The sequence below is a fragment of the Priestia flexa genome (genome assembly GCF_021441905.1).
GTDB lineage: Bacteria > Bacillota > Bacilli > Bacillales > Bacillaceae_H > Priestia > Priestia flexa.
In genome coordinates, this window is the sequence record NZ_CP090431.1 from 3696433 (window position 1) to 3714916 (window position 18484).

19 protein-coding genes are annotated in these 18484 nt (G+C 35.6%); 1 reads left to right on the top strand and 18 read right to left on the bottom strand.

Features of this window, described 5'->3' with window-relative positions; all coding sequences use genetic code 11:
• Positions 1 to 62 precede the first annotated feature (62 nt).
• The 7 genes from LZP85_RS19000 to LZP85_RS19025 form a co-directional block, all read right to left on the bottom strand.
• A complete protein-coding gene (locus LZP85_RS19000) occupies positions 63 to 260 on the bottom strand; it encodes a hypothetical protein (protein WP_226372954.1) in 198 nt (65 codons plus the stop codon).
• 110 nt (positions 261 to 370) lie between these two features.
• The gene (locus LZP85_RS19005; protein ID WP_076513602.1) at positions 371 to 2059 is read right to left on the bottom strand and encodes a recombinase family protein; all 1689 of its coding nucleotides are present in this window, start codon (positions 2057 to 2059) and stop codon (positions 371 to 373) included.
• Positions 2043 to 2198: a hypothetical protein gene (locus tag LZP85_RS19010; protein WP_176031386.1), complete on the bottom strand. Its 156-nt coding sequence runs from the start codon at positions 2196 to 2198 to the stop codon at positions 2043 to 2045. The genes LZP85_RS19005 and LZP85_RS19010 overlap by 17 nt, the downstream gene beginning before the upstream one ends.
• On the bottom strand, positions 2182 to 2307 hold the full coding sequence (locus LZP85_RS20795) for a hypothetical protein (RefSeq protein ID WP_258957991.1): 126 nt from the start codon (positions 2305 to 2307) through the stop codon (positions 2182 to 2184). Before LZP85_RS20795 ends, LZP85_RS19010 begins: the two co-directional genes overlap by 17 nt.
• Positions 2308 to 2496: 189 nt before the next feature.
• Positions 2497 to 4299 carry a DUF927 domain-containing protein gene (locus LZP85_RS19015; RefSeq protein ID WP_076513601.1) on the bottom strand — a complete coding sequence of 601 codons (1803 nt, stop codon included), beginning with the start codon at positions 4297 to 4299 and terminating at the stop codon, positions 2497 to 2499.
• 49 nt (positions 4300 to 4348) lie between these two features.
• Entirely contained in the window at positions 4349 to 4786 is a 438-nt protein-coding gene (locus tag LZP85_RS19020; RefSeq protein WP_076513599.1) for a hypothetical protein, read from the bottom strand.
• The gene (locus tag LZP85_RS19025; protein ID WP_234561880.1) at positions 4786 to 5313 is read right to left on the bottom strand and encodes a hypothetical protein; all 528 of its coding nucleotides are present in this window, start codon (positions 5311 to 5313) and stop codon (positions 4786 to 4788) included. The genes LZP85_RS19020 and LZP85_RS19025 overlap by 1 nt, the downstream gene beginning before the upstream one ends.
• 202 nt (positions 5314 to 5515) lie before the next feature.
• On the opposite strand from LZP85_RS19025, the gene LZP85_RS19030 reads away from it, so the two are divergent.
• Positions 5516 to 5968 carry a hypothetical protein gene (locus LZP85_RS19030; RefSeq protein WP_076513596.1) on the top strand — a complete coding sequence of 151 codons (453 nt, stop codon included), beginning with the start codon at positions 5516 to 5518 and terminating at the stop codon, positions 5966 to 5968.
• A 299-nt stretch (positions 5969 to 6267) separates the two neighbouring features.
• Here the strand turns inward: LZP85_RS19030 and LZP85_RS19035 are convergent, their stop codons facing one another.
• The 11 genes from LZP85_RS19035 to LZP85_RS19085 all read right to left on the bottom strand — a co-directional run bounded on the left by LZP85_RS19035 (position 6268) and on the right by LZP85_RS19085 (position 18444).
• The gene (locus LZP85_RS19035; protein WP_076513595.1) at positions 6268 to 6576 is read right to left on the bottom strand and encodes a hypothetical protein; all 309 of its coding nucleotides are present in this window, start codon (positions 6574 to 6576) and stop codon (positions 6268 to 6270) included.
• 27 nt (positions 6577 to 6603) lie between these two features.
• Positions 6604 to 7119, bottom strand: coding sequence for a DUF1643 domain-containing protein (locus LZP85_RS19040; protein ID WP_083686555.1), 516 nt, complete (start codon positions 7117 to 7119; stop codon positions 6604 to 6606).
• A 16-nt stretch (positions 7120 to 7135) separates the two neighbouring features.
• Positions 7136 to 7588, bottom strand: coding sequence for a JAB domain-containing protein (locus LZP85_RS19045; protein ID WP_076513593.1), 453 nt, complete (start codon positions 7586 to 7588; stop codon positions 7136 to 7138).
• 118 nt (positions 7589 to 7706) lie between these two features.
• Positions 7707 to 10676 (bottom strand): type I restriction endonuclease subunit R, encoded by a 2970-nt coding sequence (locus LZP85_RS19050; protein ID WP_234561882.1) that lies wholly within the window; start codon positions 10674 to 10676, stop codon positions 7707 to 7709.
• Positions 10676 to 12088 (bottom strand): restriction endonuclease subunit S, encoded by a 1413-nt coding sequence (locus LZP85_RS19055; RefSeq protein WP_234561884.1) that lies wholly within the window; start codon positions 12086 to 12088, stop codon positions 10676 to 10678. Before LZP85_RS19055 ends, LZP85_RS19050 begins: the two co-directional genes overlap by 1 nt.
• A gap of 1 nt (position 12089) precedes the next feature.
• A complete protein-coding gene (locus tag LZP85_RS19060; RefSeq protein WP_234561885.1) occupies positions 12090 to 14219 on the bottom strand; it encodes a type I restriction-modification system subunit M in 2130 nt (709 codons plus the stop codon).
• 168 nt (positions 14220 to 14387) lie between these two features.
• On the bottom strand, positions 14388 to 15647 hold the full coding sequence (locus tag LZP85_RS19065; protein WP_073208117.1) for a hypothetical protein: 1260 nt from the start codon (positions 15645 to 15647) through the stop codon (positions 14388 to 14390).
• Between the two features lie 127 nt (positions 15648 to 15774).
• Positions 15775 to 16320, bottom strand: coding sequence for a hypothetical protein (locus tag LZP85_RS19070; RefSeq protein WP_234561887.1), 546 nt, complete (start codon positions 16318 to 16320; stop codon positions 15775 to 15777).
• Positions 16321 to 16440: 120 nt separating this feature from the next.
• Complete coding sequence (gene rlmH, locus LZP85_RS19075) at positions 16441 to 16920, bottom strand: 23S rRNA (pseudouridine(1915)-N(3))-methyltransferase RlmH (protein WP_025907898.1); 480 nt, start codon at positions 16918 to 16920, stop codon at positions 16441 to 16443.
• Positions 16921 to 16993: 73 nt separating this feature from the next.
• A complete protein-coding gene (locus LZP85_RS19080) occupies positions 16994 to 17152 on the bottom strand; it encodes a CxxH/CxxC protein (protein WP_064484031.1) in 159 nt (52 codons plus the stop codon).
• A gap of 77 nt (positions 17153 to 17229) precedes the next feature.
• A complete protein-coding gene (locus LZP85_RS19085) occupies positions 17230 to 18444 on the bottom strand; it encodes a S1C family serine protease (protein ID WP_222483102.1) in 1215 nt (404 codons plus the stop codon).
• Positions 18445 to 18484: the final 40 nt, after the last annotated feature.

Here is an 18484-nt window from a genome sequence, read left to right on the forward strand (position 1 = left end):
TAGAGCAAACCTCTCTGACTTGTAAACGTATTGATTGTTCTACCTTTCCGACTGCCATTTCTTCATACGAAGCTAATAGGCTTAACAAGTTCACCATCTTTCAGCAAACCAATTCCGATATCCTTCAAACCATGCTTATCCTGTAATAAGAACACAACGTTCGATGCACCGCCATCGTAGAAGAATACCCAACATGTTAGTTCTGGTTTGTTTTCATCTGGAATAGTAGCCTTAACCTCTTCGTTGCTTATGTCATCCACTGATAGGGTCCTAACGTCGGCTTTCCAGTCCTTCTGTGCTAAATGTGGATGATGCTCCTCCATGTAATTCCTGAATACATTAATAATGCTCATAGGTTATTTGCTCCTTTTCATAGGTCGATTAAAATAGAAAAAGGGGGAGAGAACTCATCCGTAATAGATGAATCCTCTCCCCCTTTAAAGGTGAAGTGTTTTGCAACTTCTTTATTAAGTTGTATTTGTATCGTGTCAATCTTCCGGTCCTCATTGATGGTGATTTGACGGATGAGCAGGTGCATCAGTCTTTTCCTCTGCTCCCTGGTCAATGATTCTTGATAGGCACTTTTGAAGTTTTGCATGACCTGTTTGACCATTGAAAAGTTTATGAGTTGTGTACAACCTTGCCCTATCTGCAGTTCAATAGGAGAAAGTCTCTCTTCAAGATGTTCTTTTTCTTCATTCAGAGTAGATAAGCGTTGTACTAGGTCTTCTTTTTGAATCAAATCATCTTCGTACAAACCAAGGACTTTTTCTTTTTTTTGATGATTGGCTTCTAGTGCCTTTTTCAACGTCTCGTATTCATGTTGAAGTGGTGAGGAATTTATCTCCTTCTTGTTGTTAATCCTTTTAACAATCTGCTCTATAAGAACTTCATTTGTAGCGATGGTTGATAGTTTTTGGAGTACATGTTTGTCAGCATAGTCAGTTCTTACTCCATTAGAACGACAAACTGCTGAACCTTTGTTCTTCCAAGCTCCACAAACATAATACTCCAAAACCTTTTTTGTACCGTCTTTGAGCGTATTCGTTGTCCGCCCAATCACCATTCCGGCCCCACAGGCAGGACACTTCATAATGCCTGTGAGCGGGAACTCACCGTCATGTATTCGATTAGGCTTACCACTTCTGTTCGCCATGATGCTTTTCGCTTTTTCCCATACTTCATCTGTAATAATTGCTTCATGCTGCCCCTTTTCTATAACAGGGTGAGGGTTGATATTGTTTCTTCTCTTTTCATTCCAATCTCTACGAACGTTGTACCGTATGAATCCCGCATAGATGGGATTGCATAGAATCGTTTTCACACCGTTGATGGAGAAGTTTTTGTTCTTTTTTGTTCGATGTCCTTCTTTGTTGAGTTTGTTTGCAATGAACTTGTAACCATTTCCTTCAACGTAAAGGTTAAATATCTTTCGAACCGTTTGGGCCTCTGTTGGATTAACAACAAGCTTAGAAAGCTTTCTTTTGCGATTCTCCCCTGGAACACTTACTACATCATAACCAAGAACCTGGCCACCATTCCAAGAGCCTTCCTTTGCTCTTGCCAACATTCCCATTTTCACATTCTGAGCAATATTATCTCGTTCAAATTCAGCAATGACCGCCAACATACGAAATTGCATTTTTCCAGCTGGAGTTTCTGTTTCGTAGCGTTCCGTATAAGAGCGGAAATCAATGTTTCTCTTTTCAAGTTCTTCGACAATATTAAGTAAGTCCTTTGTCTTTCGAGAAAAGCGGTTCACCTTCCAGACAAGCACCAAATCAAAGTCTTTACTTTTGGCATCATGTAGTAGTTCCTGTAAAGCAGGTCTTCCCTTGATATTCTTTCCGCTTTTACCTCGGTCCACGTATTCTTTATGAACGACATATCCCTCACGTTCACACAAATCTCTCAATACTCGCACTTGCTCGTCTATGCTGTATCCTTCTTCTGCCTGTTCCAATGTTGAGACCCTGGCATAGATAGCAGCTTTTTTCTGTGTTCCAGTCCGGTTGAAATGGTCAATTTGGTCGTGCAGTTGTTTAATATTGTGCTGCATAATTTTCACCCCCTTTCATACTTGCCCTTCTGGTAATGATTAATCTCGCTAGTGCTGACAAAGGGATGTTTCTCTTAGTTGGTGTGTAAATTACTAATTTGTATAGGTTTTGCTGTACAATTTCATTTTGTTTTTTCATTGGATTCTTCTCCTTTTGGTTGTTTAGTAAGGTAGGATGTGACCATTTCTGCTAAAATATCAATCATAATTTCATAATCGTAGATATCCTCATTACTCTTATATTCCAACGTAGAATCCCCCTCGTGATTAAACGAATTAATAATATATTTTTATAAATCTTTTAATTCTCCCTGTTCCCCCTATTCTCCCAAAAATTTGTATACAAATTTTTCAGATAACCATGTAATACACATATGAATAATTTATACAAAAAATAGAGGGAGAGAAGGGGGAAAGGGAGTACAATGTTTTATTGATTAAAAGGCATCTTCAAAAATATTGCCTTCAAATGTAATACAGTAAGTGTAATCACCTTTCTCTGCATATCCAGATTGACCAAGCACTTCCTGCCTTTGTTTTGTTTCATGCTTAGAGAAAATGAATTTCCTTTTTTGATTTTTGTTTTTGTCGTGAATAAGTACCCCCATATTTTTCAATTCATTTATTAAAATTTTTGTATCGGAGTACCCTAGTTCCTTTACGACTAAGTCAAATATGATTGGCAGTATAAAGCAACGTGTTTCGGTTGAACTGACTTCAATTTTCCCCCATATCTCCTGAGGATGACTAACTTCATGAGTATCACTTTTAAAATTCCTTCTATATCGAATAATATATTGCTTTAATTGACTATAAAACTTAGGGGCCATGTCTCTATCAGTCATTGACTTTTGCTCCTGCACAATCAACATATCTACAATTTCATCACCTGAAAGTTCAAGGTTATATGTCAATTCAAAGAGTTCCGCAGCTGTAAGTATTAATGAAAACTTAGTTGCGATACGGTCACGAAACTTGCTAATAGGCATTTTTTTTTGGATATACTCTTTATTGTCCTCCACCATCTTGGCAACCTCTTCTGGACCAAGTTCCAACATTTTTTTTGCTATTTCAGGAACTATATGACCATAATTTTTGAGCAATCCCTTTTTTAGGTTTTCTGCATTCTCTGCACTCTTTGTCCACTTATCAACGGAGAACTCAAATAATCTCACACGTAAACCTTCATTATTGTTTGCTTTACTGAGTATGGAGCTTTCTCCAGTAGATACTATAGTTGTATTCCACGTTTGTGTTTCCTTTAATTCAGAGTCTTTATTTAGCCTCGACTTTTCACTGTTTTGTGCCAATTCATAGATAAACGAACTGAGATTTTGTGAATCCATCAGGTTCATAGTAGCTTCATCTAAAACAGTAAGAACACCATGATTACAAGCAAGCTTGCGAGCCATAGCATTTTTTGTTCCATTGTAGGTTTGTAATAACCCTTCATTTGGACTTGGACTCCCAGCTAAAGAAACACCTAACATACCTGCAGTAGTTTTTCCTGTCGTCGACGACCCAACAAGATGAACTAGCAAACTATCAAAGCCGCCAATCTTGGAGCGATTTAACATACCAATAATAAGTGCTGAAATCGCTATACAAACCATTAATTCAAGTGGAGTATGACCTTTCACTTCTTGTATATACAAATTAAAGAAATCATTTTTATTTCCAGCAGGCTTCAGCATGTACTCTCCTGAATACGTTGAATCGATTGGTGAAGCAGAAGGTTCAGTTATAATATTGTAGTGTTTATATACAAGCTGACCATTAACTATGTCCCAGCCTATACCACTATGAACATTAGTCGGCTTTAGTAACTTTTCCTGTTTACTAAGAAAGGAAGAAACCTCTGCCGCCTGAAAATCCTCTAAAACGTCTAACCCTATAGATGCCAGCTTTTTCAGCTCTCTTTTAGTCAATTCCCCTCTACCAATAGCTATAGTTTCCCATTTGTCATAAGCCCAAAATACAAGTTCTATGTGAATTTCCTTTGTCTCAATATTTCTTTTTATTGCCTTTATTTTCACTGCCTTAGAAACATATACATATCGCTCTTTCTTTTCACTCCAAACCATTAAATCATTTCCTTTTATTCGATAAGGAGAAACTTCGATGTCATGGTTAACTGTATGTCTTTGCAATAGTTTTGCTTTTCTTACTGCAGGGAGATTATTCCCTGCAGAGCTATCTGATTTTTGTATAACTGGACGTTTAACTTTTTTTAATCCCATTGATATTACTCCTTTAAATGAATTTGAATTATAAAAAGACTAGGTTGGCTCACCTAGTCTCACTCTCTGATTGGTTATGTTTATAAAGCTCGCAAGCTGCTATGTTTGCATAGCCTTTTCCGTTACTTAAATAGTTATGAAAAATGAATGCTTTGATTTTAATTCCAATAAGAATATGTGGGTCAAACTCTTCAATGGGTACTTCCCCTAAAATATTGTCTACAAATTTTGCGAAGTTTACCATCCCCGTATCGAGATAGAAAACTTGTTTAAGCGGTCGATTGTCTTCATCAATAAAGTCTACCTCAATTCGCTCTTTCATCAAATTGTATCCCTGAGAACTTGGCTTAATTAGACAATTGATTATTGTTAATATGGATACTCCCTCTGGCAATGCTGGAACATGCACATTACGAGGGAGATAGCTGTGTAAATTAAGTTTTTTCTCAGGGATTAAAGGTTGAAGCTCTCCTTTAGTTAAAGACATCATGCTTCCCCCTTTGTAGAAATTATGGCAGGCTTCTCAACATCGTTACAAAGTAAAGCCTCCAATAAACATTTCTTTCGATGGTACTCTAAAAACAAGTCCTCTGCGATTTCTCTATCTCCTCCGCAAGCGGAAATATTTTCTAATATACAATGCTTTAATTCTTTTAATTGCTTCTTCAGGTTCTCTATTATTATCTGTTCTTCTTTACTTCCAAGTTCATAAAGTAGAAGCATATCGGGAATGAACCAAAAAGCCGTAACCTCACTTCTGTCAATATATAAATGACATGGTGGGTATTTTAAGTTATTAAAATCATTCGCTATAAAGTTCTTAAAAGCATCCCAGTCCTCCATATTTACTTCTATTTCATCCAAATGGGACTTATAAGAAAATTTAGCATAAATATTTTCAAACTCATGGTTTCTTTTATTAAAGGACTGATACCCTTCAATAAAGTTCAAATCCCACCTTGTTCTACTTCGCAAATCTACCATTGATTCACCAATACTAAAGAAATTTTGCATTTTACTATTCCTCCTTTTTTGTAGCCACTTTAAGCAATCATAAGAGGATATTAATATAGCATCTTTATCTTCCAAGTTTGCTTATACTATTTGGCTATATAATAATATGTTCGGAGTAAATCATTATAGTTATGCGAATACCAAATTGTAATTTTAAAATAGACACGTTATACTAAGTGAAAATTAACTTGGAGAAAACAATATGATTCCTTTAGACAAAAAAAGAGATGTTTTTATTCTTTGGTTTATAAAGAGACATACTAAGAGAGAAATTAGCAGAAAAGTAAATGTGAGTAGGGGAACGGTTGATAAGGTTATAAAGGAGTGTCAAGAAAGGATTGGAGCTCTTAAACTAACATTTGACGCTGACTTATTTAGCCATATTGATGAAATTGTAGTTGCTTCTTCAATACAAAGAACGCGTACACCCTATAAATTAACTCCAGAAACAATATCCTTAATAGAAGAAATGGTTTTAAATAATGAAAAACTTGCTAGGATGGGTTTAGAAGATGCAAAAAATATAAAAGAATTATTTGAGGATTTTCAGAAGCAAAAAAAAGAGAAGCCAAATATTATCACAGACTTCTCTATCGACTACTTTTATAAACTTGTGAGGAAGATTAAGGAAAAAATTCACGAAGAAGGCATCTGAAAACTTTTATTAAGGTAGATACAAAAAATCGGAATCTCGTTTCCGATTTTTTTCCCTTTACATTTTACCAATTTCACTTGAGGCAATATCCCCTTCTAAGTAATCCACATACCACCAGTCTTCAAATCCCATTTTACGTTGATAGATATTTTCGCTTTCGAGACAAATCTTTATTTCGATTTCTTCACCCTATCTTTTGCTATAAAATAGACAGAAGACCAACCTTCCATATCAAAGGTCACGTGCTGATAGGAACGTTCTTCTAATTCATTAACATACGCTGTATAAATCATCTCTCATTATCCCTTTCTCGGAATAATAATCTCTTCATAAATCCGCTCTCCGTCTTTTAGACAAACTAAAAAGAGCGGACTATTGGTTTCTGCTTCTATAGCAACGCCAATAATCCACTCTGATTCTTCTTCATTGTATATATACGTTTGAAATGAAACTGGATTTGGTAAAATCCGCTTCACATCATTTGAAATAAGTTCCTCGTCCAGTTCCTCATGATATAGAAGTACCACTTCCTCTCCTACTGCATCTGATTCAACTGCCACACCAAACTTCTCTCCCATGAAAACCTTCAGTTGTTCAATACTACACATGGCTTTTACCTCTCATACAATATATTTTTAGCATACCTTCTCGCTATCCTCATACCCTACTAATTTCCACTGGTGTTTCAATGCAGGATAGAGGGGATGGAAACCTTTCCGGCCAAATTTTGCTTCTAGTTGCAGGATGTTTGCTTTCTTGTCTAGCAATAGAGCTAAAATCATTTTTAACCGTTCAACAGCTTTCTTGTTCGTCTCTACTCCCTTTCCAACCGCAATTATGACATCATCTACTCTGGCGATAGCTTCTTGAATACATTTCAGATTTTCAACACTGGACTCTTTCGTTTCATTACCATCCATCGATGGGAATAAATTCACAATTTCTGCAACACCGTATTCCAATTTTGAAAGATTATTAATGACGTACATTGTTGTTTGGTCTTGCACAATTTCATCTGCTTGACCAGCGCTTTTCATGATGACAAGTGCTTTTTTCTTGCTCTTGTCCCACTCTTTCCTGATAAGATATTTGTTTTTCATTTCATCATCATAAGTGACTTCTGTTTTTAGCGTGTTTTTTATTGTTTTCACTGTCTTTTTACTCCTTTCAAATAACGCCTTTCTCTTTTAAAGAATTATACTTACCATCACCAATAATTATATGGTCCAATAGCTCAATTCCCATCAACTTTCCAGCTTCAGCAAGTCGTTTTGTAACTTCCACGTCCTCCCTGGATTCAGTGGTGTTTCCTGAAGGGTGGTTGTGCGCTATCATAAAACTCGCTCCTGACGATAAAATAGCAGATTTCATTACCTCACGAGGACTGACGATACTCGCATTTAAGCTGCCAATATGACAGACATTTATAGATACCGGTTGGTTCTTGGTGTCTAAGGTCACGACAATGAAATGCTCACGGTCTTTATCCTCTAAGAAACTTTTAAGTAACTCATACGCATCTTGAGGAGAACGGATACTCCTTTTTGCATAAAGGATACAAGACTCCCTTACCAATTTTACTGATACAATGTTTACTCTCTTTGCAGATGATTTTTTCATTTATTATCTCTCCTTAGGCAAAATAAAAAGAGGATGCCCCACGTCTAATTGACGCTAGAACATCCTCTTTTAAACTCATAACTATAATATATATTTAAATTCGCTCTCATTACGCTTATCAGCTAATTTTCGGACTGCCGGAGTACACATCGCCATCTGTATTGTATGTTAGTGTAAACACCATATCTGATAACCATTTCTTAAAAGAGTCGTTATCATTGTACTGCTTAAACACTTCCATGTTGTCAGACATAAGGTTAATGACAGCTCGATTTAAGGCTTTTTGGCTCTCAATTTTTGCATTTTGCTTATCAGAGTTTTTCATCGCATTCTGATAATCTTTATCTTTTGCGACAATTTCCGGGATAGCAGCAATATGTTTCTTAACCTGGTCTTCGTCCCTCCAAGGAATATTCCCAAAAAGGTCATGGAAGGTTTCGAGAATATTGCTCAGTAAATCTAACTCTACTTCTGATTTCCCACCCATTGCCGATGTAGGTACTGGTGCAATTTCATACTCTTCCTTATCCTCTAGTACAATGGACATTTTAGCTTGTGCTTCCGCCCTGTAACTATCTAAGTCAATCGCTTCGAGGATACCAATTGATAGGTCTTCTTCTTTTGGTGCAGGTAGCTTTGGTATCAAGAAGTTTAGGAAGATTGAAAGTTTTTCCCACTCAGGGTTTCCATATGGCAAGATGGATGCCAAGAATCCGTATGTTCGGACAAACGCCTTCGCCTTGCTCTTAAAGTCTATTTGGCCATCTTCATCCAAATCATCTTCATAATGCTTAGCACAAACATCGAGAATGGGGTCTAACTTATCACGTTCTGCCCCATTGAGGTAAAACTCTACCAGGTTATCAATATGTGTATCTGTGAAAACATGATAACGCCTAATGTCACTCTCTAAGTCATTAAGTTTATCCGGGTCTGTCTCTTCTGAGAGTACCGTTGTTTTATAATACTTAGAAAAAGCATCTTGTATCGTAATCGTTTCATTAGCAAAGTCAAGTACGAATGTATCATGTTTCTGTGGATGAGCTCGATTTAAACGTGAAAGGGTTTGAACTGCTTTAATATCAGTTAAGACCTTGTCAACATACATGGTATGAAGAAGCGGCTCATCATAACCCGTTTGGAATTTATTTGCGACTACAAGGAGACGGTACGGGTCCTTTTTTAGTTTTTTTTCAATCTCACTGCTCGGAAACCCATTAACTGAGCTTTCTGTTACCTTTTTCCCACCGTATTCGTGCTCACCTGAAAAGGCAACAATCGGTTTGAACTGACTTTTACGTTTTTCCAAATATGCAGATATTGAATAGTAGTACTGGATTGCTCGTTCAATGCTGCTAGTTACAACCATAGCACGAGCATGACCGCCAATTTTTCCTTTTGCAATCACTTGGTCATGAAAATGGTCTACCATGATTTCCGACTTCAGTTCGATTGCCTTTTCATTGGACTCAACATACTTTCTCAGCTTTTTTTGTGCCTTCTTTTTGTCAAATTTCGGGTCATCTTCTACTATCTTAGCAATCTTGTAATAACTCTTAATCGGCGTGTAGTCTTTCAATACGTCCAAAATGAAGCCTTCCTGAATGGCTTGTTTCATTGTATAGACATGGAAAGGTCGATGTTTAATCTTTCCGTCCTTTGGATAAGGAACACCAAACATTTCAAGCGTTTTATTCTTCGGGGTTGCTGTGAATGCAAAGTAACTCGCATTGTTAAGCATTTTTCTCCCCTCTAGTATCTTTAAAATCTTATCTTCTGTCGTTTCATTTTCCTCATCTTCATATTGGTCAGAAAGTGCCATATTCATTTTGGCCGACATGTTTCCACTCTGACTAGAATGAGCTTCATCAATGATGATAGCAAACCTGTTTTTTCGGTGTTCGTTTCCGATGTCATCTAGAATGTAAGGGAATTTATGCACAATAGTAATGATGATTTTCTTACCGTCTTGAAGTAGTTTCCTTAAATCTCCCGAGCTCTCTGCATGCCCCACGGTATTTGATACCTGCATAAACCCTTTGATGGTATTCTTAATCTGCTTATCGAGATTAATTCGGTCAGTGACAACGATAACTGAATCAAAGAAACTCTTACCGTCTTTTGACAATGAAACCAGTTGATGAGCAAGCCAAGCAATCGAATTCGATTTTCCACTTCCTGCACTGTGTTGGATGAGATATTTTTGACCTACACCCTTATCACTGACATCAGCTAGGATAGATTTCACACCAGACAACTGATGATATCGAGGAAAAATTTGAGTGCGTTTTACCTTTTTAGTTTCTTGGTCTTTTTCCTCAACAATTTGTGCATAGTTTTCAATGATATTTGCAAGTTCACTCTTTACAAAAATTTGTTTCCAAAGATAGTCCGTCTTTATTCCATCAGGATTAGGAGGATTCCCAGCTCCATTTTTATATCCTTTGTTAAAAGGTAGGAACCAGGATTTCTTACCGTCGAGCTTTGTACACATTCGGACTTCATTGTCATCAACTGCAAAGTGAACCATACATCTTCCAAATTGAAACAGCAATTCACGTGGGTCACGGTCTATCTTATACTGATAGACCGCATCCTCAACATTCTGCTTCGTCAGTTGATTCTTAAGTTCACATGTAATAATAGGAAGACCGTTAAGAAAAATAACAAAATCAAGAGCAAGTTTCATGTTGTCTCTCGAATACATCAACTGTCTCGTTACACTAAATATATTTTTTGCATACAGAGCTTTGGCTGTCTCATTTGCCTCAGAAGGAGTCAGATAGAATAAATCGAGTGTGACTGGATAGATTTTCAGGCCGGTTCTTAAGACCTCAATTACACCGTTTTTCGTAATTTCCCCCTGCAAGCGATTCAACAACTTTGCTTTGTTGCTATCGCTTTTATAGATGCCTAACATCTCTAACTTTTCTTTCTGAGTTTCTTCTAAGAATCTAAACAACCTAGTTTCATCTATTGCATAGTCTTTATTGTAATCACTGTTTTGTCCTTGTTCATACGCGTTCTGATTCACAAGATGGTTTACAATTAATGTCTCTAGTCCTGATTCTCTGGTGTTGGTTGCCATTAAACCTCACACTCCTCGCCTTCTAAGACTTCCTCCAATTCCATAATGTCTTCATCTTTGTCTAAGAGTTCTTCTATCTCAGAATCTTCTATCCCTATATTACGAACATCAATCTTACCTGTTACGATGTCTGAAATAAGACGAGTTCGGTATTCAGTGATTAGGTCAATTTCCTTTTGAATCTTTTTTATAGTATTTTCTACGTTACGCAGAGTTTCACTTATTAAAGTTATTATCTCTTCCTGCTCACAAATTGGGGGGACAAATATACTAATATCTCTTATAGACTGATACGATAGCCCATATCGGGTAACTCCTTTTGCTTTTAATTTATACTGGACTGATACATATTGAGACAAAAAAGCATTATATAGAAATTCAGGTTTTATTAAATTCGAAATAGGCCTAATAATAGCTAGATGATATGCACATAGTACATTTTCTAATTCTTCCGAAACGTAGGAAGGTACAGCTATGTCATCCCATGACTCTGAATCCTTGGTGATTATAATATCACCTTTTAATAGAGTAAGATTTCTGATTTCTTCCTCACTAGCAGTTGCATTCATAAAGTCTATTTCTTTTGTAATATAATCGTTCTTATATACATCTACATAATTACAAAGCAAAACAGACTTCTGATTCTCATATGTTTTTTTATCAAGGCCACTTAGAACTATTTTAGAAAGATGCGATAAGTTTTTTTCCTCCCAATGCTCAGGAATTTCTCCTAACCACTCAATTTTGCTCTTCTTCATCTTTGAATTAGGGTTTAGTCCTCTTGTTACTGCTTCATTAATAATGGTTTGCTTTTGTTCTTTTAACACAGGTATAAGTTTTTTCTTTACATTAATAAATCTATTTATTTTGGTAAGTTGTTGGTCAAGATACCTTACAATTTGGTCTTGCTCAGTACGAGGCGGCAAAGGCATTTTTGTTCTTAGAAAGGTATCAGTATTTATTACTTTTCTAAGTCCTGTATATAAAGGTTTTAATAATTTATTCTGGTCTAATGAAAGGTAATAATAGTACAGGTACTTTGGATTAGTATTGTTGATTACACTAAATGTTGTATAAGCACCTGTTATCATCCCACGTAACGAAGATAAACCTACTGTCCGAGGTGTTTCATCAATATCAAAAAGACAAAAAACTAAATTATCGGCATCTACGATTTGGTAGGTTGAAAAATCCTTTGGAAATTTACCTTTTGGGTTCTTCATATCTCTTGCGATTATCCCTTTTAGCGTTAGAGAAAGAAGGGTAAATTTACCATGCTCGTTTCCAACTACTTCTTTCTTTAATCTCAGTACATTTTTGTTTCTCGTTAATTCCCAATGAGCTGGCATTTTGTCAACCCATTGTAACCCTGTCTCTTTATATTTTTCATAAGGCTTCAAATGCTTGACCATGTTACATACCACCTATAATTTCTTGAAGTAAATTTTCTGTTTGTTCCTCAAGAGATTTAATCTCCGCTGCAATGTCATCAAGCGTCCGTAGCTGTACAGGTTTGTAAAAGTACTTATTAAAGTTAATTTCATAACCGATTTGTGTTTTACTCTCATCTATCCAAGCATCAGAGGTAAAAGTAAGTACTTCATCATAAAAAAACTTCTCTATTCCACCATCATGTAACAATGGAATTTGTTCTGAATCCCTTAAATTACTATCTGGTTCATATTCAACAACATAATTTTTGCCATCTATTACAGTGTTATATAATCCGTATAGCGGGTTAGCTTCTACTTTCCCTGGCTTATGGATTTTTTTAATAACTTTTTCAGCGTTCTCATCAACCTGTGCTATATAATTTTTTATTATATTTACCCTTTTAGCAGGTAATTTTTCACCTATTTCTTTCGCTATATTATTTAATTCGAGAATAAATTCGTTAAAATCAGTCACAATTGTATAATTGTATCTCTCAGCAAGTTTTTTTATTATTTTTGCTAAAGTGAGGTCATTTTGCTCTTCACATACTTTTTCAATCATCTCTAAATTTTCTCCTGTTAAATCAATACTTAGACGTAATGGTCGTTCAACAGTTAACTTGTGATATCCAAATTCTTGATTATCATAAATCATAGAAACTTCATTTTTCTCAAATTTTATAAGTATATCAGAGATTACCTTTCTTAACTCCGGTGTTAATTCACAGTTTTTGTTCCCTAAATTCTTCCTGAGTGGATTTTTATAACTGGTCGCATTAATAAGTTGTACCTTTCCGCGACGATGAACTGCCTTTCTATTTGTCACAACCCATATAAACGTTGCAATACCCGTGTTGTAAAACATGTTTTCTGGTAAAGCAATGATAGCTTCTAACCAATCGTTTTCAATAATATATCTTCTTAGATTACTTTCTCCTTGACCCGCATCACCTGTAAAGAGAGAAGAACCATTGTGTACTTCAACAATCCGACTACCTAGTTCAGTATCATGTTTCATCTTGCTTAACTTGTTTGCAAGGAATAGCATTTGTCCATCACTCGAACGAGGAATCATTTTAAAATCTGGGTCCCCATTATGAGTTACAATGAAACGTGGGTCTGAAATATCCGATTTTCCACCTAATCTCTCCAAATCAGTTTTCCAGCTCTTACCGTAAGGGGGATTGGATAACATGAAATCAAAGTTAAGTGTTGGATAGCCATCATTTGATAAGGTAGAACCGAAAGCTACATTATCATCCTGTAGTGACTCTCCTTTAATTAGTAAGTCCGCCTTTGTAATAGCATATGTTTCTGGGTTGATTTCCTGTCCGTACAGATAAGTATTGATTTCCTTATCGTGTTCTCTTGCCAACTGGTGTAAACGTTCGTCGGCAATCGTCAACATTCCACCCGTTCCACAGGCTCCGTCGTATACAAGGTATGGTGCATTTTTAATTTTATCTGCAATCGGCAAGAACGTGATGTCCGCCATCAGTTCCACTACGTCACGAGGAGTAAAGTGTTCCCCAGCTTCCTCGTTATTCTCTTCATTAAAGCGGCGAATAAGTTCCTCAAAGATGACACCCATTGTATGGTTATCAAGTCCTGGAATTTTAACATCACCATTATCATCTAACACTGGTTTCGGACTTAGATTAATAGTAGGACTGACAAATTTCTCAATAACAGCTCCCAAGATATCTGCTTCAATCATCGTATCTATCTGATTACGAAACTTAAACTTTTCAAGGATTTCCTGGACGTTTGGCGAAAAGCCATCTAAATAGGCAATAAAGTCAGCCTTCAATTGTTGCTGCTTAGCACGTGATTTTAAATCTTTAAGAGTGAAAGGTGAAGTGTTACAAAACGACTGCCCTGCTACACTACATAGTGCATCTGTTTGATTAATAACACCGGCTTCATCTAGACTTTTTTTCATCTGTAAAACTGCATCTTTCGTTGGTTCTAAAACAGCATCCAAACGACGAATAACGGTCATTGGCAAAATAACATCTCGGTATTTTCCACGTACATATACATCACGTAGGCAATCATCAGCAATGCTCCATATAAAACTAACAATTTGATTATAAGTTTGATTATTCACGTTGTTTCCCCCAAAAAAATAGTACTTAGTACAATTTTATCATATAAATGACCATTCTTTAATCCAATAAATTGGAAATCAAAAAAACACATGCTTCTATCGCATGTGCATTCTATTTTAGCTATAACTATTGGGATTGAGTTCTATCAACTTCTAGTCCAATCTTTTTTATGAGTAGTCTGAGGGGTCATAATACGAGGCGTATTCAGCTTGCATTTCTGCCTTCCATTCATTTTGAGCTGACATCATCATACAAACTCCACTTAAAAATGAAGCTATATCTTTAAAAAACATTGCAACGTTTTTTATATCTAACTTTGTTTTTCTCTTAAAATGTAAACATAAATGCTTGTTAGTTGGATATCTGAATTTGTCTGAAGAGCTATCTATTTCATGTAGCTGCTTGATGTATTTTTCAACATCAATTATAGTAGAATCATCTTCAGAAGCATTTGCATGTTTTATAACATCAACCTTTATCGCTTTCCAAAGTTTTGATAGATTATGCTTATTACTTTTAAGTAATTGGATAGCTTTTTGAAAATCATATGAACACTCTTCAAATAGAATTTCTTTCATAGCTAATTCAATACCATTTCTATATAAATAACACATAGGTATAAAAAGTGTTTCTTTTAAATGGTTATTACTACATATCTTTTCGTAAAAGAAATCAGCTGATTCAGTATAGGCTTTAACATATGAGTAAAACTTATTTCTACTATAAGAATATCCGAGAACACTTTGACCATAGTAGCTCCCGCCTTCTTCTAATAGTAACGGTTTAAAGTCTAAGTAATCAGTTGTTATTTTAGTATCGTCAGAATAATAACTCTTAAGAATATCAAAAGCTACTTCCATTTTATTAGCGAAAGCTACTAAATCTATATGTGTTTGTTTTTCAATGAATATGTTAATAATAAATTGCTTTGGTGTATCAAGAAGAGCATCACCTTTTTTTACAGATATACCGAATGGGTATCTAAATGAATCTGATTCTTTATCGATTTGGTTCATATCTTCAAATAATAAAACAAGCCAATCATAAGCATCCTTGTTTTTCTCTATGCAACTTTCAATATGTGGGCTAACGAATTCAAGTATTCGAGATAAATTATGAAAAGTTTCTTTAACAAATAATTTTCTATCTTCTAATGCTGTTATATATTTAAATCCTATTGCCTTTAAAATTAATTCTAAACTATGTCTATAAAGATATGCTAACGAGAAAAAGTAATTATCCAATTTGCTAATATCTGACACTTCTAATATATAATCAGTTATTAGATATGAAGACTCTTTAAATTTCAAAGCATAATTAAAAAATTCTTCTTGTAAATTACTGTTTCCACTAATGGTTATGATGTTCTCTTCAACGTCACCCAATTGCATAAAATTCGGATTATTATTCGGCCAATTTTGCCCCATTAACGTTTCCCCTCTTTTTTGTTTTTTAATAAACTATATTACAATTCTGTCATTTGACTAATTAATTAAAATCATCAAAACTTAAACTTGTGTTTTACATATTTAATAGTTTTTGTTCAAAAAACTACTAAATACTTAAAGTGTAGCTTTGCACTAGTTTCCCATTTTGATAATATTCCACTAATGCTTCCATTCGAGAAATGTTCAATTCATAATAAACACCTAGTATGTATCTGCAAACATGTTCTGGTAAGGATTTTCCATCATAGCTCCAAATGTTATCAAAAGATTGTCTTGTTAAAGCTTTTAGTCGCTCTCTATCTTTTTCTTTCTCACTTCTTCTTCCATTAGACTTTTTCATTTCTAAAGCAATCAAATTATCTTGTACCAGATTTTCCCCTCTACTGTGAAGAATTAAATCACAGTTGATTGTAATAATTTCTCCTTCCCCATCTTTTATTGTCTTTAGTCTTCCATTAATATTTCTGTTGTACTCAACATCAACATAGTATTGCCTATATAGAGCCTTATCTTTTACTTTATTTAGATAAAGCATTAACTGACCACATAAAGTTCGTTCTGAGACTCCACTTTGTATGAGCTCCTTTTGTTCAATTAAATATTTTCTATTAGCTAATTCAAATAATTCTTTCATTTCGTTATACTTATTCATAAATATATCCTCCATCTATTGCTTACATATACATATTAAACCATTTAATTTCATAAAAAAAACAGTCTACCTTCACTAATTGGGGATAGACTGTTTTTAGGATAAACTCTAAAACCTCATTTACTTATGGTACGGTTCACCACGATTAATCCGAAACGCACGGTAAATCTGTTCAACTAACACCAAACGCATAAGCTGATGCGGAAACGTCATCTTTGAAAAAGAGAGCGTAGCGTTTGCTCTTTTCATCACTTCATCGCTGAGTCCAAGTGATCCTCCGATAACAAAGGCTACCTTGCTTTTTCCGTATGTAGCAAGTGAGTCTAAATCTTTTGCAAGCTCTTCAGATGAGCGCTGCTTACCATTAATGGCTAAAGCAATGACGTGTACATCTTGACCAATCTTACTTAATATCCGCTCTCCCTCTTTTTGCTTCACCTGAACCATTTCCGAATCACTTAAGTTTTCAGGTGCTTTTTCGTCCGAAAGTTCAATAATCTCAATTTTGGCATACGGAGCTAATCGTTTTAAGTATTCATCAATACCTTGCTTTAAGTATTTCTCTTTTAATTTTCCGATTGATACAATTGAAATATTCAAAATAATCTCCCTTGTAAATTATCCACAGAATTTATCCACATATCCACAAGATATATACACAATCTGTGTTTTTTTAGTTTTCCACTGTGTATAACGCTAGGTTTTCGCAGTATTCACATGTATGGTTGCGTTCATTTTCATCAATTTCTTTAAAAACCGGTGCTAACTCAATCTCATCTACGGCTACATCTAACGCTAATTCTGTATGCTCTAAGCAACAATAAATTTTCAAATTGCAATCTCCTTTCTTTTTTATAAGTATCAGTAAAAAGACCACAGAGAAAGTTCCTCTGTGGATAACTTTTTTGTTTATAATGACTCTCGTGATAGCTTAACCGTTACTGTTTGCTTTTTACCTTGCCTGTAAAAAGTCACTTCCATGCTGTCACCTATTTCTTTGTCAATATATAAGTGCTTACGTAACCCTACTAAGTCTTTAATATCTTCTCCATCCAAAGCGACGATAACGTCATATTCTTTTAAACCTGCTTTATCAGCTGGTGAGCCAGTGGCAACATTTAATACGGCCACACCATTCACAACATCTTTTGGGAGCTTTAACGTTTCTTTTAGGTGGTAGCCCGATATTTCACTTAATGATAATGTTCCAACACCTAAATAAGGTCTTCTTACTTCTCCATACTTTTCTAAATCATCCACAACAGGTCTTGCCATATTGATTGGAATGGCCAAACCAATCCCTTCAACTTCCTGCTGAGCAATCTTCATCGAGTTAATTCCAATCAGCCTGCCGTCAATATTAATCAAGGCACCACCGCTATTTCCAGGGTTAATTGCTGCATCTGTTTGAATAACTTCTGCTTGCCAATCCGGGCTTCCATCACTATTTAGGTCCTGTGGAATGACACGGTTTACACCTGAGACAACCCCTTGTGTTACAGAACCAGAGAACTGTAGTCCAAGAGGATTCCCAATAGCAATAACGGGCTCTCCGACTTTCAGCTTATCTGAATCCCCATAGCTGGCGATCTTTGTTACATGTTCAGCATCAATTTCAATAACAGCCAAATCCATTAACTCATCGCTTCCTAGTGCGCGCGCGGGTACTCTAGAGCCGTCATATAAGCTGACTTCAATTTGCTGAGCACCTTGAATTACATGATGATTGGTAATGATAAAGGCTTTATTTCCCTGCTTTTTATAGATGACACCAGAACCGGTGCCAGCGTCTTGCCCGCTTTCGTTCCAAAAGCTTTCTCCTTGCTGGATATTTACCACTCCAACAACTGCTTCATTAACTTGATTAACAGCTTTCGTAATATCTGTGTTTACATCGACAGAAACCGTCTTTTGAACGATATCTTCACCATTTTGAATAGAGCCTTGATTTTCTTCTGCTGGAGGGTTTGGAAGTAAATTTAAATTCGATAAAAATGGAAGTGCAGTGACAACCACTATTCCTCCAATAATTGCTCCTATTAATGACGACAGAAACCAGCCCCCACGTCTTCTTGGCTTTTGACGTGAAGGAGATGGTTCCCGATTCTCATCATAATGTTCCATATACATCACCGACCTTTTCATTTATTATGATTATAAGTAC

Coding starts and splice junctions, on each gene's coding strand:
- LZP85_RS19015 (WP_076513601.1), bottom strand. CDS start 4,299: ATGGGATTAAAAAAAGTTAAACGTCCAGTTATACAAAAATCAGATAGC.
- LZP85_RS19070 (WP_234561887.1), bottom strand. CDS start 16,320: ATGAATAAGTATAACGAAATGAAAGAATTATTTGAATTAGCTAATAGA.
- LZP85_RS19045 (WP_076513593.1), bottom strand. CDS start 7,588: ATGAAAAAATCATCTGCAAAGAGAGTAAACATTGTATCAGTAAAATTG.
- LZP85_RS19020 (WP_076513599.1), bottom strand. CDS start 4,786: ATGTCTTTAACTAAAGGAGAGCTTCAACCTTTAATCCCTGAGAAAAAA.
- LZP85_RS19055 (WP_234561884.1), bottom strand. CDS start 12,088: ATGGTCAAGCATTTGAAGCCTTATGAAAAATATAAAGAGACAGGGTTA.
- LZP85_RS19035 (WP_076513595.1), bottom strand. CDS start 6,576: ATGTGTAGTATTGAACAACTGAAGGTTTTCATGGGAGAGAAGTTTGGT.
- LZP85_RS19065 (WP_073208117.1), bottom strand. CDS start 15,647: ATGGGGCAAAATTGGCCGAATAATAATCCGAATTTTATGCAATTGGGT.
- LZP85_RS19010 (WP_176031386.1), bottom strand. CDS start 2,198: ATGAAAAAACAAAATGAAATTGTACAGCAAAACCTATACAAATTAGTA.
- LZP85_RS19005 (WP_076513602.1), bottom strand. CDS start 2,059: ATGCAGCACAATATTAAACAACTGCACGACCAAATTGACCATTTCAAC.
- LZP85_RS19025 (WP_234561880.1), bottom strand. CDS start 5,313: ATGCAAAATTTCTTTAGTATTGGTGAATCAATGGTAGATTTGCGAAGT.
- LZP85_RS19050 (WP_234561882.1), bottom strand. CDS start 10,676: ATGGCAACCAACACCAGAGAATCAGGACTAGAGACATTAATTGTAAAC.
- LZP85_RS19030 (WP_076513596.1), top strand. CDS start 5,516: ATGATTCCTTTAGACAAAAAAAGAGATGTTTTTATTCTTTGGTTTATA.
- LZP85_RS19085 (WP_222483102.1), bottom strand. CDS start 18,444: ATGGAACATTATGATGAGAATCGGGAACCATCTCCTTCACGTCAAAAG.